The 14,162-nt window shown below is 74.1% G+C and carries 15 protein-coding genes; 7 read left to right on the forward strand and 8 right to left on the reverse strand.

Features of this window, described 5'->3' with window-relative positions:
- Nucleotides 1-51: 51 nt before the first annotated feature.
- Nucleotides 52-1,176, reverse strand: coding sequence for a GuaB3 family IMP dehydrogenase-related protein (locus tag QRT04_RS04910; protein ID WP_289453952.1), 1,125 nt, complete (start codon nucleotides 1,174-1,176; stop codon nucleotides 52-54).
- 201 nt (nucleotides 1,177-1,377) lie between these two features.
- On the opposite strand from QRT04_RS04910, the gene QRT04_RS04915 reads away from it, so the two are divergent.
- Nucleotides 1,378-2,097, forward strand: a complete 720-nt coding sequence (locus QRT04_RS04915; protein WP_289453954.1) for an exonuclease domain-containing protein — start codon at nucleotides 1,378-1,380, stop codon at nucleotides 2,095-2,097.
- Nucleotides 2,098-2,223: 126 nt separating this feature from the next.
- Nucleotides 2,224-3,831, forward strand: a complete 1,608-nt coding sequence (locus QRT04_RS04920; RefSeq protein WP_289453955.1) for a helix-turn-helix domain-containing protein — start codon at nucleotides 2,224-2,226, stop codon at nucleotides 3,829-3,831.
- Nucleotides 3,832-3,906: 75 nt separating this feature from the next.
- Here the strand turns inward: QRT04_RS04920 and guaB are convergent, their stop codons facing one another.
- The 3 genes from guaB to QRT04_RS04935 all read right to left on the reverse strand — a co-directional run bounded on the left by guaB (nucleotide 3,907) and on the right by QRT04_RS04935 (nucleotide 7,349).
- Entirely contained in the window at nucleotides 3,907-5,427 is a 1,521-nt protein-coding gene (gene guaB / locus QRT04_RS04925) for an IMP dehydrogenase (protein ID WP_289453958.1), read from the reverse strand.
- Between the two features lie 159 nt (nucleotides 5,428-5,586).
- Nucleotides 5,587-6,276 carry a response regulator transcription factor gene (locus QRT04_RS04930; RefSeq protein ID WP_289453959.1) on the reverse strand — a complete coding sequence of 230 codons (690 nt, stop codon included), beginning with the start codon at nucleotides 6,274-6,276 and terminating at the stop codon, nucleotides 5,587-5,589.
- A gap of 143 nt (nucleotides 6,277-6,419) precedes the next feature.
- Nucleotides 6,420-7,349 carry a MerR family transcriptional regulator gene (locus QRT04_RS04935; protein WP_289453960.1) on the reverse strand — a complete coding sequence of 310 codons (930 nt, stop codon included), beginning with the start codon at nucleotides 7,347-7,349 and terminating at the stop codon, nucleotides 6,420-6,422.
- A 251-nt stretch (nucleotides 7,350-7,600) separates the two neighbouring features.
- On the opposite strand from QRT04_RS04935, the gene QRT04_RS04940 reads away from it, so the two are divergent.
- A complete protein-coding gene (locus tag QRT04_RS04940; RefSeq protein WP_289453961.1) occupies nucleotides 7,601-7,903 on the forward strand; it encodes a WhiB family transcriptional regulator in 303 nt (100 codons plus the stop codon).
- A 110-nt stretch (nucleotides 7,904-8,013) separates the two neighbouring features.
- On the opposite strand, the gene groES is transcribed toward QRT04_RS04940, so the two are convergent.
- Nucleotides 8,014-8,310 (reverse strand): co-chaperone GroES, encoded by a 297-nt coding sequence (groES, locus tag QRT04_RS04945; protein WP_289453963.1) that lies wholly within the window; start codon nucleotides 8,308-8,310, stop codon nucleotides 8,014-8,016.
- Between the two features lie 279 nt (nucleotides 8,311-8,589).
- Between groES and QRT04_RS04950 the strand changes: the two genes are divergently transcribed.
- Together QRT04_RS04950 and QRT04_RS04955 are read left to right on the forward strand one after the other, a co-directional pair.
- On the forward strand, nucleotides 8,590-9,771 hold the full coding sequence (locus QRT04_RS04950) for a class I SAM-dependent methyltransferase (protein WP_289453965.1): 1,182 nt from the start codon (nucleotides 8,590-8,592) through the stop codon (nucleotides 9,769-9,771).
- The gene (locus QRT04_RS04955; RefSeq protein WP_289453966.1) at nucleotides 9,771-10,919 is read left to right on the forward strand and encodes a glutamate--cysteine ligase; all 1,149 of its coding nucleotides are present in this window, start codon (nucleotides 9,771-9,773) and stop codon (nucleotides 10,917-10,919) included. Before QRT04_RS04950 ends, QRT04_RS04955 begins: the two co-directional genes overlap by 1 nt.
- Nucleotides 10,920-10,927: 8 nt before the next feature.
- Here QRT04_RS04955 and QRT04_RS04960 read toward each other — a convergent pair whose 3' ends face one another.
- Nucleotides 10,928-11,182, reverse strand: coding sequence for a hypothetical protein (locus QRT04_RS04960; RefSeq protein WP_289453968.1), 255 nt, complete (start codon nucleotides 11,180-11,182; stop codon nucleotides 10,928-10,930).
- Between the two features lie 52 nt (nucleotides 11,183-11,234).
- Between QRT04_RS04960 and QRT04_RS04965 the strand changes: the two genes are divergently transcribed.
- Nucleotides 11,235-11,957 carry a class I SAM-dependent methyltransferase gene (locus QRT04_RS04965; RefSeq protein WP_289453969.1) on the forward strand — a complete coding sequence of 241 codons (723 nt, stop codon included), beginning with the start codon at nucleotides 11,235-11,237 and terminating at the stop codon, nucleotides 11,955-11,957.
- 133 nt (nucleotides 11,958-12,090) lie between these two features.
- On the forward strand, nucleotides 12,091-12,363 hold the full coding sequence (locus QRT04_RS04970; RefSeq protein ID WP_289453971.1) for a GlsB/YeaQ/YmgE family stress response membrane protein: 273 nt from the start codon (nucleotides 12,091-12,093) through the stop codon (nucleotides 12,361-12,363).
- A 17-nt stretch (nucleotides 12,364-12,380) separates the two neighbouring features.
- Here the strand turns inward: QRT04_RS04970 and QRT04_RS04975 are convergent, their stop codons facing one another.
- Together QRT04_RS04975 and tsaD are read right to left on the reverse strand one after the other, a co-directional pair.
- Nucleotides 12,381-13,067: an HAD family hydrolase gene (locus QRT04_RS04975; RefSeq protein ID WP_289453972.1), complete on the reverse strand. Its 687-nt coding sequence runs from the start codon at nucleotides 13,065-13,067 to the stop codon at nucleotides 12,381-12,383.
- Nucleotide 13,068: 1 nt separating this feature from the next.
- Nucleotides 13,069-14,121 carry a tRNA (adenosine(37)-N6)-threonylcarbamoyltransferase complex transferase subunit TsaD gene (gene tsaD, locus QRT04_RS04980; RefSeq protein WP_289453973.1) on the reverse strand — a complete coding sequence of 351 codons (1,053 nt, stop codon included), beginning with the start codon at nucleotides 14,119-14,121 and terminating at the stop codon, nucleotides 13,069-13,071.
- Nucleotides 14,122-14,162: the final 41 nt, after the last annotated feature.

A 14,162-nucleotide genomic window follows, 5' to 3' on the forward strand; every position in this document is an offset into this window, starting at 1 on the left:
CCCTGTCCGACTCGGACAAGACCGGGCGCCCGTGGGAGTCCCTGCGGCGCGTCAGTGCGGCTGGTACGGCGAGACGACGACCTCGACCCGCTGGAACTCCTTGAGGTCCGAGTAGCCGGTCGTGGCCATCGCGCGGCGCAGCGCCCCGATGAGGTTGAGCGTGCCGTCGGCGGTGTGGCCCGGGCCGAACAGGATCTGCTCGAGCGAGCCCGCGGTGCCGACCTCGACCCGCTCGCCGCGCGGCAGCTTCGGGTGGTGCGCCTCCGGGCCCCAGTGCCAGCCGCGGCCCGGCGCCTCGGTCGCGCGCGCGAGCGCCGCCCCGAGCATCACCGCGTCCGCGCCGCACGCGACCGCCTTGACGAGGTCGCCCGAGTGCCCGACGCCGCCGTCGGCGATCACGTGCACGTAGCGACCGCCGGACTCGTCGAGGTAGTCGCGCCGCGCCGCCGCGACGTCCGCGACCGCGGTCGCCATCGGCGCGTGGATGCCCAGGGAGACGCGCGTGGTGTGCGCCGCTCCCCCGCCGAAGCCGACGAGCACACCCGCGGCACCCGTGCGCATGAGGTGCAGCGCGGCCGTGTAGGTCGAGGCGCCGCCGACGATCACCGGGACGTCGAGCTCGTAGATGAACCGCTTGAGGTTGAGCGGCTCGGCGCGTCCCGAGACGTGCTCGGCCGAGACCGTGGTGCCGCGGATGACGAACAGGTCGACACCCGCGTCGACCACGGTGCGCCAGTGCTCCTGCGTCCGCTGCGGCGAGAGCGCGCCGGCGACGGTGACCCCCGCCGCGCGGACCTCCTTGAGACGCGCCGTGATGAGCTCGGGCTGGATCGGCGCGGCGTAGATCTCCTGCATGCGCGCCGTGGCGCGCGCCGGGTCGAGCGCGGCGATCTCGGCGAGCAGCGGCGTGGGGTCCTCGTACCGCGTCCACAGGCCCTCGAGGTCGAGCACGCCGAGGCCGCCCGCCTCGCCGAGCGCGACCGCCGTCGCGGGGCTCATCACCGAGTCCATGGGCGCCGCGAGCACCGGCAGGTCGAAGTGGTACGCGTCGATCTGCCAGCCGACCGACACCTCCTCGGGGTCGCGCGTGCGGCGCGACGGGACGACCGCGACGTCGTCGAAGGAGTACGCGCGGCGGCCGCTCTTGCCGCGCCCGATCTCGATGTCGTTGCTCACCGGCCCAGGCTACCGGGGCGGCCCGCCCCGACCCCGTCGCCGTCTGCCCCGCGGCCACCGCCATCTCGGACGCCTCCGGCGCGGGCTCACCGGGCGTGTCGGTGCCCGGTGCCATGCTGCGGGCAACGGAGGAGGCGAGCACGACCGCCGGGCACGACGGGCGGCACGACCGCCAGCAGGACGAGGAGGTGCGGGACGCCGATGAGCTGGACGGACGGGCCGCTGCTGGGGTTCGACACCGAGACCACCGGCGTCGACGTCGACTCGGACCGGATCGTCACGGCCGCGCTCGTCCGGCGCGACGCGACAGGCACGCACGTGCGCACCTGGCTCATCGACCCGGGCGTCGAGATCCCCGAGGCCGCCGCCGCGATCCACGGCGTCAGCACCGCGCACGCGCGCGAGCACGGCGTGCCGCCGCGCGAGGCGCTCGACGAGATCGCCGCGCTCATCGTCGACGCCATGCGCGCCGGCGTACCCGTCGTCGCGTACAACGCCGCGTTCGACCTCTGCCTGCTCGACGCCGAGCTCCGTCGGCACCGGCTGCCCACCATCCCCGACCGCCTCGGCAGCGCGGCGTTCCCGGTCATCGACCCGCTCGTGCTCGACCGCGCCGAGGACCGGTTCCGCCCCGGCAAGCGCAAGCTGGTCAACCTCTGCGAGCACTACAGCGTCGTCGAGTCGGGCTCGCTGCACAGCGCCGACGTCGACGTCGTGGCGACGCTCGACGTGCTGGAGCGGATCCTGGGCGCGTTCCCGCACCTGGCCGACGAGGACCTCGACTCGCTGCACCGCTACCAGGTGACGGCGCACCGGGCGTGGGCGGAGGGCTTCAACGCCTGGCGCGCCGAGCGCGGCCTCGAGGGTCCCGGCGCGATCGGCTACTGGCCTGCACGGGAGCCCGTCGGCACGCTCTGGTGAGCTGCCCCCACGGCGTGCCCCGCTCATCTCACTCGTGAGTTGCTCGCGAGACCCCATTCGGGCAAAGCGCGGAGAAGCGGCCTTCGTCACGGTGCGCGCATCTCATCTGTGAGTTACCGTGCCTCCGTGACGACCACGACCACGACTCCCGACCAGGGCCCCGCCACCACCACCGGCGCGGTCCCCACGGTCACCGGCGCCTTCCCGACGGTCGGCGAGCAGCTCGCCCACGTCGGCTCCCTCGTCCGCGCGGCCCGGCAGCACCGCGGCCTCACGCAGGCGCAGCTCGCCGAGCGGCTCGGCACGAGCCAGAGCGCGGTGCACCGCATCGAGCAGGGCGCGCAGAACGTCAGCTTCGACATGCTGACGCGCATCGGCGCCGCGCTCGACTCGCCGATCGTCACGCTCGGCGCGCCCCAGCACACGCACCTGCGCGTGCACGGCGGCCTGCAGCTCTCCGGGCGCCTCGACGTCAACACCAGCAAGAACGGCGCCGTGGCGCTGCTGTGCGCGAGCCTGCTCAACCGCGGCACCACGCGGCTGCGCAACGTCGCGCGCATCGTCGAGGTCGACCGCATCGTCGACGTGCTGCGCTCGATCGGCGTCCGCGCCACGTGGTCGACGGACGGCCGCGACCTCGAGATCGTCGCGCCCCGCCGCCTCGACCTCGGCGGGATCGACGCCGACGCCGCACGCCGCACGCGTTCGATCATCATGTTCCTCGGCCCGCTGCTGGGCCTCGAGGACACGTTCGAGCTCCCGTACGCGGGCGGCTGCGACCTGGGCACGCGCACGGTCGAGCCGCACATGATCGCGCTCCGCCCGTTCGGCCTGTCCGTCACCGCGACGGCCGGCAACTACCACGCGGTCGTCACGGACCCGGGCCGTCGCGACCTCACCGTGGTCCTCACGGAGCGCGGCGACACCGTCACCGAGAACGCGATCATGGCGGCCGCCCGCCGCGACGGCGTCACGACCATCCGCAACGCGAGCCCGAACTACATGGTCCAGGACCTGTGCTTCTACCTCGAGCTGCTCGGCGTCCGCGTCGACGGCATCGGCACCACCACGCTGCGCGTGCACGGCCTGCCCGAGATCGACGCCGACGTCGAGTACTCGGTGTCGGAGGACCCGGTCGAGGCGATGAGCCTCCTGACCGCCGGCATCGTCACGGGGTCGGAGATCACCGTCGGCCGCGTGCCGATCGAGTTCATGGAGATCGAGCTCGCGACGCTCGCCGAGATGGGCCTGCGCTACACGCTGTCCGAGGAGTACGCCGCTCGGAACGGCCGGACGCGGCTCGTCGACGTCACGGTGCACCCGAGCGAGCTGCGCGCGCCGATCGACAAGATCCACCCGCTGCCGTTCCCGGGCCTGAACATCGACAACCTGCCGTTCTTCGCGGTCATCGCCGCGTGCGCGACGGGCGAGACGCTGATCCACGACTGGGTCTACGAGGGCCGCGCCATCCACCTCACCGACCTCACGCGGCTCGGCGCCGACGTGCGGCTCGCGGACGCGCACCGGCTGTTCGTCAGCGGACCGACCCGCTGGTCGGGTGCCGAGGTGTCGTGCCCGCCCGCGCTGCGGCCGGCCGTCGTCATCCTGCTCGCGATGCTCGCGGCGAAGGGCACGTCCGTGCTCCGCAACGTCGACATCATCGCGCGCGGCTACGAGCAGCTGCAGGAGCGCCTGGTCGAGCTCGGCGCGCACATCGAGACGTTCCGCGACTGACGCCGCCTGACGCGCCGCAGACGAAGGGCCGGCCACCTCAGCGGGTGGCCGGCCCATCGGCATCCTGAGCGGCGCTCAGCGCGCCGTGTAGTTCGGCGCCTCGACGGTCATCTGGATGTCGTGCGGGTGCGACTCCTTGAGCGACGCCTGCGTGATCCGGATGAACTGCCCGCGCGCCTGCAGCTCGGGCACCGTGCGCGCACCGACGTAGAACATCGACTGGCGCAGGCCGCCGACCAGCTGGTGCGCGACCGCCGCGAGGGGTCCGCGGTACGCGACGCGACCCTCGATGCCCTCGGGCACGAGCTGCGAGTCGTCCGCGACCTCGGCCTGGAAGTACCGGTCCTTCGAGTACGACTTCTTGCCGCGCGAGCTCATGGCGCCCAGCGAGCCCATGCCGCGGTACGACTTGTACTGCTTGCCGTTGACGAAGATCAGGTCGCCCGGCGCCTCGTCGCAGCCGGCGAGCAGCGAGCCGACCATCACGGACTCGGCGCCGGCGACGAGCGCCTTCGCGATGTCGCCCGAGTACTGCAGGCCACCGTCGGCGATGACGGGCACGCCGGCGGGGCGCGCGGCGAGCGACGCCTCGTACACCGCGGTGACCTGCGGGGCGCCGACGCCGGTCACGATGCGCGTCGTGCAGATCGAGCCCGGCCCGACGCCGACCTTGACCGCGTCGGCGCCGACGTCGACGAACGCCTGCGCGCCCTCGCGCGTCGCGACGTTCCCGCCGATCACCTGGACGTGCCGCGTCGCGGGGTCCGACTTGAGCCGCGCCACCATCTCGAGCAGCAGCCGGACGTGGCCGTGGGCCGTGTCCGCGACGAGCACGTCGACGCCCGCCTCGACGAGCGTCGTCGCGCGCTCCCACGCGTCGCCGAAGTAGCCGATCGCGGCGCCGACGCGCAGCCGGCCCTCGTCGTCCTTCGTCGCGAGCGGGTACTGCTCCGACTTCACGAAGTCCTTGACCGTGATGAGCCCGCGGAGGTGTCCGGCGGCGTCGACGAGCGGCAGCTTCTCGATCTTGTGCTTCGCGAGCAGCGCGGCGGCCTCGTCGCGCGGGATGCCCACGGGCGCGGTGACGAGCGGCATCGGCGTCATGACCTCGCGCACGCGCTTGGTGTCGAAGTCCGCGCCGGGCACGAACCGCAGGTCGCGGTTCGTGATGATGCCGAGCAGCACGCCGCGCTCGTCGACGACGGGCAGGCCCGAGACGCGGTACTGGCCGCACAGGGCGTCGAGCTCGGCGAGCGTCGCCTCGGGGCTCACGGTCACCGGGTCGGTCACCATGCCCGACTCGGACCGCTTCACCACGTCCACCTGGTGCGCCTGGTCGGCGATCGAGAGGTTGCGGTGCAGCACGCCGATGCCGCCCTGGCGGGCCATGGCGATGGCCATGCGCGCCTCGGTGACGGTGTCCATCGCCGCGCTCACGAGCGGGGTGCGGAGCGAGATCTCGCGAGTCAGCCGCGAGGTCGTGTCGACCTCGTTCGGCACGACGTCGGTCTCGCCGGGCAGCAGCAGGACGTCGTCGTAGGTGAGTCCGAGTCGGGAGAACGGGTCGTGGGGGGCGGCCGGGCCGAGATCCGTCATCGCGTCAGGATACGCGGCGCGAGCGTGGCTCCCGCGGGACGTCCATCACCGACGGGCATCGTCTCGCGGGGCGATCAGCCGCCGCGACGGCGAACCGCGACGCCGAACCGGGACGCAGGAGCGAGGCGACCGCGGACCGGCCGGACCACGCCCCGCGCGTCAGCGGATCAGCCCCCGCCGCAGCCCGATGGCCACGGCCTGCGCGCGGTCCTTCGCGCCGAGCTTGCGGAACAGCCGACGGGCGTGCGTCTTGACCGTGTCCTCGGAGAGGAACAGCTCGGCGCCGATCTGCGCGTTCGACCGCCCGTAGCTCATGCCGACCAGCACCTCGACCTCGCGCTTGGTGAGCGGCGCGATGTGCGGCAGCGCGGGCGCGGCCTCGTCGGTCCGCTCGGCCACGGCGACCGCGACCGACTCGCCCTGCTCGGCCGGCGGCACGGGGTGCGGGACCTCGACGGCGGTGGCGCGCAGCCCCGGGAGCACGGGGCTCGCGAGCACGTGCGCCGCGACCGCCGACATCTCGGGCCGACCGACGTCGGGCGCGAGGAACCCGCGGGCGCCCAGCGCGAGCGCCCGGTCGAGCGCGACGGCGTCGTCGGGAGCGGCGAGCAGCACGACCGCCGCCGACGGGGCGACGGCACGCAGCCGGCGGATCGCCTCGATCGAGCCCGGAGCGGGCAGGTGGGCGTCGAGCAGCACGAGGGTCGGCGGCATCCGACGCGCGAGCGAGAGGAGCTCGTCCACCGTCGACGCTGCGCGCACGGGACCGAGCGTGGGCACCCCGACCGCGGTGACGACGAGACGCTCGCGCACCGCTGCCGAGCCGTGACAGACCACGACCCCCGACATCGATCCTCCCCTCGAGCCGGGGCAGTCCCCCGGCTACCTGGGTTCTATCGGCCGCCAAGGTGCGCGACGTTAGTCATCCACCCGTTCGGCCGCTTGCGCTTCGTCCGATGACGCGCCTTGTGGGTGGAATGCCCACCCCCGAATCACCCGTCGGCCGCGTGCGGCTCGGCCACGGCGAGCACCTCGTGGACCAGTCCGGGGAACGACCGCGCCCGGTGCACGGACCGTCCGAGCGGCAGACCGGCTGCCGCGGCGTCGGGCAGCATGACGAACTGCGGCAGGTCGGCGCGGTCCGCGGCGAGGCGCTCGACCACGGCGAGGTCGGCGTCGGTGCGCTCTCCGACCAGCACGGTCGCGCGGGCGCGCGTCATCGTCGCGAGCTCGACCCCGTGGTGCGGCGCGAGCGGGCCGCCGACGATCCGCGCGTCGACGCCGTGCGACGCGAGCGCGGCGGCCACCGCGTGCGCGACCACCGGCCGCGGCTGACCCGTCGGCACGAGCACCAGCACGACCGGACGCCCCGCGGGGTGCCGCGTGCCGACGGCGTACGACGCCCGCAGCGCCGCGAGCGCGGCCGATCGCAGCGTCGAGGCGGCGTCGACCCCGGGCAGGTCGACGACGGTGCGCCGCGCGAGCGCGACCGTCGCGGGCTCCACGAGCTCCGTCCACCAGGGCACCACGTCGTCGTGCGGCTGGCCCGGGCCGAGCGCGAGCAGCCGCACGCACCGGTGCTCGTCGCCCGCGAGGGCGGCGTCGACCAGCGCGGTCGGCGTCGGCTCCGGCCCCGTCCAGGCCGCGACGGCGGAGTCGCCGCTCTCGACGTCGGTGGCGAGCGCGATACGCGCGGCCTCGGCGGGTGCGACGCCCTCGAGCGTCAGCCGGCGCATGACGAGCAGACGCTCGACGTCGTGCGCGGTGTACCGCCGGTGCGCCCCCGCGAGGTGCTCGGACGGGCCGAGCCCGTACCGCCGGTCCCACGTCCGCAGCGTCGCCGGGGCGACGCCGAGCCGCCGAGCGACGGCGGCGACGGCGAGCGCGGGCGCAGGCACGACCGCGTCGGGACGGGTGGTCATGACGCGATTGTGCCAGGCACACGGCGCGTTCTCGGCGCGATCCGCGCGGCGAGGACGCTCGCGAACCCGCCGTGCCGTGCACAACGCGGCGCGATGTCCCCCGATCGTGGCCAGATTGCGACACGGTCTTGAACCACTTCTGAAGCGGTTGTAACGTGACGTCGCATCACCCGCCGAGGCAAGCAGGCGGGCCAGCCCGAGCCCCTGGCAACGCCGCCCCGCGTCGTTGCCGGACGACCGAGGAGGACCACATGGCGGAGATCTCGCGACTTCCCGGACCGGTGATGGACCTGTGGGAATGGCAGTTCGAGGGCGCATGCCGCGACGCCGACCAGGACCTGTTCTTCCACCCGGAGGGCGAGCGAGGCTCGGCACGCCGGCGCCGCGCCGAGGCGGCCAAGGCGATCTGCGCGACCTGCCCCGTGATCAAGGAGTGCCGCGAGCAGTCCCTCGCGGTGCGTGAGCCGTACGGCGTGTGGGGCGGCCTCTCCGAGGACGAGCGCGCCGCGATCCTCGCGCGTCAGTCCCGCCGGCGCTCCGAGCTCGCGGTCTGAGCTCGCGCAACCGACCCCGCGCGGCGCGGCCGCGTACGACGAAGCCCCGCCGGACCAGGTCCGACGGGGCTTCGTGCTGCCTGGTGCGCGTCAGCCGCGCACCGCAGGGATCACTTGACGACGACCGCGAGGATGTCGCGCGCCGAGAGGATGAGGTACTCCTCGCCGGAGTACTTGACCTCGGTGCCGCCGTACTTGCTGTAGATCACCTTGTCGCCGACGGCCACGTCGAGCGGCACACGGTTGCCCTTGTCGTCGATCCGGCCCGGACCCACCGCGAGGACCTCGCCCTCCTGGGGCTTCTCCTTCGCGCTGTCCGGGATGACGAGACCCGACGCCGTCGTGGTCTCGGCCTCGAGGGCCTTGACGACGATGCGGTCCTCGAGCGGCTTGATGGAGACCGACACAGCGGACCTCCCCTTCGCATGTGAGTTCGTCTGTCTGGGGACGCGCCGTGGTCCGCCGTCGTCGCGGGTGCCGGGGACCGGGCGCCGCTGGCAGCCTCAGGTCGAGAGTGCCAGCTCCTCAACTCTAGGAACGGGTTAGCACTCGGTCAAGGCGAGTGCCAACCGTGCGCCCGGGGCGAACGAGATCGCAGGCGACCCGGCACCGCTTTCCGGCTCCCACCGGCCGGGTCACGGCCCCGACCACCTCGCGGGCGGCACGCGCCGTGCGAGGATCGCGCCATGGACCCGGCCGGCATCGCCCCGCTGCTCAGCCCGCAGGGCTGGGCCCTGCTGGCCGCGCTGCCGCCCTACGACGAGTCCCGCGCGATGGCCCTCTCCGAGCGCCTGCGCGACGAGGGGCTCGACCCTGAGCTCGTCGCAGCCGCGCTGACCCAGTCGCGGCTGCGCTCGCGCGCGCGGGCGAAGTTCGGCGACTTCGCCGACGGCATGCTCTTCACCGCGGCCGGCCTCGAGCAGGCGACGCGGCTGACGGTCGCGGCGCACCACGCGCGGCGGTACCGCGACGCCGGCGCGACGCGCGTGGCCGACCTCACGTGCGGCATCGGCGCGGACGCGATGGCGTTCGCGGGCGTCGGTCTCGGCGTGCTCGCGGTCGACCTCGACGAGACGACGGCGGCGGTCGCGACGGTCAACCTGCGGCACTTCCCCGAGGTCGACGTGCGGCACGGCGACGGGCTCGCGACCGACCTCGGGGGCGTCGACGCGCTGTTCGCCGACCCGGCCCGCCGGACGTCGGGCGGTTCGCGCGTGTTCGACCCGGCCGCGTACGCGCCCCCGCTCGACGCGGTGCTCGCGCTGCGCCAGCGCATCCCGGCGCTCGGCCTCAAGCTCGGCCCGGGCCTGCCGCACGGCGCGGTGCCCGACGACGCGCAGGCGCAGTGGGTGAGCGTCGACGGCGAGGTCGTCGAGGTCGGGCTGTGGTTCGGTCCGCTCGCGCCCGAGGGGCCCGGACGCTCGGCGCTCGTGCTGGCGGGCAGCCACGCGCACGTCGTCGCACCGGGGCCGGACGGTCCCGCGCACGCGCACGTCCGGCCCGTCGGCGGCTACCTGTACGAGCCCGACGGCGCCGTGATCCGCGCCGGCCTGGTCGGCGACGTGGCCGAGCGGGTGCGCGGCGGCCTCGTCGACCCCACGATCGCCTACGTGACGTCCGACCATCGCAGCGACCTGCCCGAGGCGAGCGCCTACCGGGTGCTCGACACCCTCCCGTTCGGCCTCAAGCGCCTGCGCGCCTACCTGCGCGAGCGCGGCGTGGGGCGCCTGACGATCAAGAAGCGCGGCACCGCCGTGGTGCCCGAGCAGCTGCGCCGCCAGCTCGACCTGCGCGGGGACGCGGAGGCGACGATCGTCCTGACGCGCGTGGCCGGCGCGCAGACCGTGCTCGTCGTGGAGCCGCTCTGATGGCCGCGCCCGTCGCGCTGCCGTTCGCGCGGTCCGAGCGGTCGACCGTCGGGGTCGAGTGGGAGATCGCGCTCGTCGACGCCGACTCGGGCGACCTGCGGCAGGCGGCCCAGACGGTGCTCGCCGCCGTCGAGCCGAGCCGTGGCCCCGGCCACCCGAACATCACGCAGGAGCTCCTGCTCAACACCGTCGAGATCAGCTCCGGCAAGTGCACGACCGTCGCCGAGGCGGGCCGCGACCTGCAGGCGGCGCTCGACGAGATCCGCCGCGTCGCCGAGCCGCTGCGCATCGAGCTGATGTGCGCGGGCACGCACCCGTTCGCGCAGTGGACCCAGCAGAAGGTCACCGACAAGGAGCGGTACGCGACGCTCATCGACCGGACGCAGTGGTGGGGCCGGCAGATGCTGATCTACGGCGTGCACGTGCACGTCGGCATCGAGGACCGCGCCAAGGTCCTGCCGATCGCGCGCGCGATGCTGACCGTGTTCGCGCACCTGCAGTCGCTGTCCGCGTCCTCGCCGTTCTGGGGCGGCGCGGACACCGGCTACGCGTCGAACCGCGCGCTGCTGTTCCAGCAGCTGCCCACCGCGGGTCTGCCGTACCAGTTCGAACGCTGGGAGCAGCTCGAGCAGTACGTCGGCGACATGCTGCACACCGGCGTCATCGACCAGTTCGACGAGGTGCGCTGGGACATCCGGCCGTCGCCGCGGTTCGGCACCCTCGAGATGCGGGTCGCCGACGGCGCGCCGAGCCTGCTCGAGGTCATGGCGATCTCGGCCCTCACGCACTGCTTCGTCGAGCACTTCTCGTCGATGCTCGACCGCGGCGAGACGCTCCCGACGCTGCCACCGTGGTTCGTGCAGGAGAACAAGTGGCGCTCCGCGCGGTACGGCATGGACGCGATCGTCATCACGGACGCCGCGGGTGACGAGGAGCTCGTCACGGACTCGGTGACGCGCTGGCTGACGGAGCTCGCGCCCGTGGCGGAGCGGCTCGGGTGCGCCGCCGAGCTCGACGCGGTGCGCGTGATCCTGCGCCGCGGAGCGTCGTACCAGCGGCAGCGCGCCGTGGCCCGCCGCAACGCCGGCCAGCTCGACGCCGTGGTCGCGTCGCTCGTGGCGGAGATGGAAGCCGGCCGGCCGCTCTGAGGCGCCGCTCAGGGCGCAGACGGCCAGGTGCCGCTTGCAGCGCCGGACTCGAGCCCAGGTCCCGCACCGTCCAGCGGATCGGGCTCGAGCCGGCGCCACGTGTGCAGGACGTGGTCGGCCACGGCGCCGAAGCGGTCGGCGTCTCGGCCGGCGTAGACGCCGAAGACGAACGCCCACCCGGCGTGGTCGACGTGGGTGTCGACCAGCCGCCCACCGCTCGGCAGCAGCCAGGAGATGCGCGTCCCGCTGCCGATCGGCCCCACGTAGGGCGAAACGCGGTCGTGTCACCCCTGACCCGGCGTCTAGCGTCGCCGCATGGCCGAGACCCCGTTCGACGACCCCGTGGTCGCCGCGCTGTACGACCCGCTCGACGACGACCGCTCCGACCTTGACGCGTACGTCGCGATCGTCGAGGAGCTGGGGGCGCGGTCCGTGCTCGATGTGGGGTGCGGCACGGGCTCGCTCGCGCTGATGCTCGCGGCCCGCGGCCTCGACGTCGTGGGTGTCGACCCGGCCGGCGCGATGCTCGACGTGGCGCGCGCCAAGCCCGGGGCGGACGCGGTGACGTGGTGGCACGGCGACGCGGAGACGCTGCCTCCCCTGCAAGCGGACGTCGCGACCATGACGGGCAACGTCGCGCAGGTGTTCCTGACCGACGATGCGTGGCTGCGCACGCTGCGCGGCATCCGAGGCGCGCTGCGGCCCGGCGGGTGGCTCGTGTTCGAGTCGCGCGAGCCGTCGGCGCGCGCGTGGGAGCGGTGGGACCGCGCGTCGACGTGGTCGAGCACCGAGGTCGCCGGCGTCGGCACCGTCGAGTCGTGGGTCGAGGTCGTGGCGGTCGACGGTCCGCTCGTCACGTACCGCGACACGATGCTGCTGCCCGACGGGCAGCGGATCGACTCCGACGACACCCTCCGGTTCCGCACCCGCGCGGAGCTCGTGGCGTCGCTGGCCGACGCGGGGTTCACGGTCGCCGAGGTCCGCGACGCGCCGGACCGGCCGGGGCTCGAGCTCGTGCTGATCGCGGGCCGGGACTGACGCGCCGCAGCGCTGCGCGGTACCCGCGTGAACGCAGGTCGGAGCACCGGGACGTCGTTCGACGAGCGGCGGCGCCCACCCTCGCTTACGGTCTCCTCTATCGGAGAGGGCCCCGACCTGTCAAGGAGTTCTTGTGACTGCTTCCGGAATCATCAGCGCGATCATCATCGGTCTCGTCATCGGCATCCTGGGCCGGCTCGTCGTCCCCGGGCGTCAGCGGATCGGCATCGTCGTCACGATCATCGTCGGCATCGTGGCGGCGCTCATCGGCACGTGGATCGCGTCGGCGATGAACGTGTCCGACACGAACGGCATCGACTGGATCGAGCTCATCATCCAGGTCGTCCTCGCGGCCATCGGGGTCGCGCTCGTCAGCGGCACCGGCCGCCGGCGTCGCGTGCTCTGACGCGAGTCGCGGCTGGTTCACCCCGCCGCTGCGAGCACCGCACCGAGCCCGTACAGATCCGGAACCGCCCAGGTCGCCCTCTCGGCCTGGGCGGTTCCGCGTCCCCGGCGGTCGACCCACACCGCGCGGATGCCGAGCGCGGCCGCGCCGTCGACGTCGCTCGACACGGAGTCGCCCACGTGGACCACGTCGGCCGCCTCGAGGCCCAGCAGGTCGAGCGCCAGCAGGAACGGCCTCGCGTCCGGCTTGTAGGCGCGCGCCTGCTGGCTCGTCACGCGCCGCGGCAGGTCGAGGCCGGCGCGGTCGATCGACGCCTCGAGGTCGGCGTCGTCCACGTCCGAGACGACGCAGACGGGCAGGTCCCTGCGCCGCAGCTCGGCGAGCAGCGCGACGGCGTCGTCGTACGCGCGCGGCTCGGCCCAGCGCGCGACCTGCCGCGCGTGCAGCGGGTCGACGTCGAGCGGCGACCCGAGCTCCCGCAGCGTCATGGCGAGCGACTCGCGCGCGAGGGCCCGCTGCGTCCGGAACGACGCGCCCGTCGACTCGGCGCACAGCGCGCGCCACGCGGCCGTCCACACCCGCGCGACGACCTCCGCCGGCGCGTGCACGGAGGCCCCGACGTCGGCGCAGAGGGCCGCGACCGTGTGGTCGTCGTCCTCGACGACCGTCCCGTAGAAGTCGAGCAGGACGCCGCGGACGGCCACGTCAGACGAGGACCTGCGTCAGCGGCATCGAGGAGTCGACGGGCAGGTCGAGCGACGACGGCGGCATCCCGCGCCGCACGACGGCCGAGCCGAGCGCCGCGATCATCGCGCCGTTGTCCGTGCAGTAGCGGATCGGCGGGATCCGGAGCGTGACGCCGGCCTCGGCGCAGCGCTTCGCGGCCATGTCGCGCAGCTGCGAGTTGGCGGAGAACCCGCCACCGACCACGAGCGTGTCGACGCCGTGGCGCGCGCACGCGGCGAGCGTCTTGGCGGTGAGCACGTCGGCGACGGCCTCGGCGAACGACGCGGCGACGTCGTTCAGCGGGATCTCCTGGCCCGCGTCCTGGCGCGCCTCGACCCACCGCGCCACGGCCGTCTTGAGGCCGGAGAACGAGAAGTCCGTCGCGTGGCGCGCCTGGTCCTTGGGCGCGGTGAGCCCGCGCGGGAAGCGGATCGCGTTCGGGTCGCCCTCGCGGGCGAGGCGGTCGATGTGCGGGCCGCCCGGGTAGGGCAGGCCGAGCAGGCGGCCGACCTTGTCGAACGCCTCCCCCGCCGCGTCGTCGAGCGTCGAGCCCAGCTCGGTGACGTTCACGGTGTCGTCGATCAGCAGCAGCGACGAGTGACCGCCCGAGACGACGAGCGCCATGACGCGCTCGGGGAACGGTCCGTCGACGAGCTCGTCGACCACCGCGTGGCCGATCACGTGGTTGACCCCGTACAGCGGTTTGCCCAGCCCCACGGCGAGCGCCTTCGCGGCGGACGCGCCGACGGTCAGCGGGCCGACGAGCCCGGGGCCGGCCGTCACGGCGACGGCGTCGACGTCGTCGAGGCTCACCTCGGCCGTCGCGAGCGCGCGCTCGATCGTCGGGACCATGGCGTCGAGGTGGGCGCGCGACGCGATCTCGGGGATGATCCCGCCGAACCGTGCGTGCTCGTCGACCGAGCTCGCGACGGCGTCGACCAGCAGCTCGTGGCCGCGCACGAGCGCGACGCCCGTCTCGTCGCACGAGGTCTCGATCCCCAGGACCAGAGGCTGTCCGTCGCTCGCAGGCATGCGCCCAGGATAGGTGGCGGCCCGCTCGGTCCCGGCCTGTG

It is taken from the genome of Cellulomonas alba, from assembly GCF_030362835.1.
In the GTDB taxonomy this organism is placed as follows: domain Bacteria; phylum Actinomycetota; class Actinomycetes; order Actinomycetales; family Cellulomonadaceae; genus Cellulomonas; species Cellulomonas alba.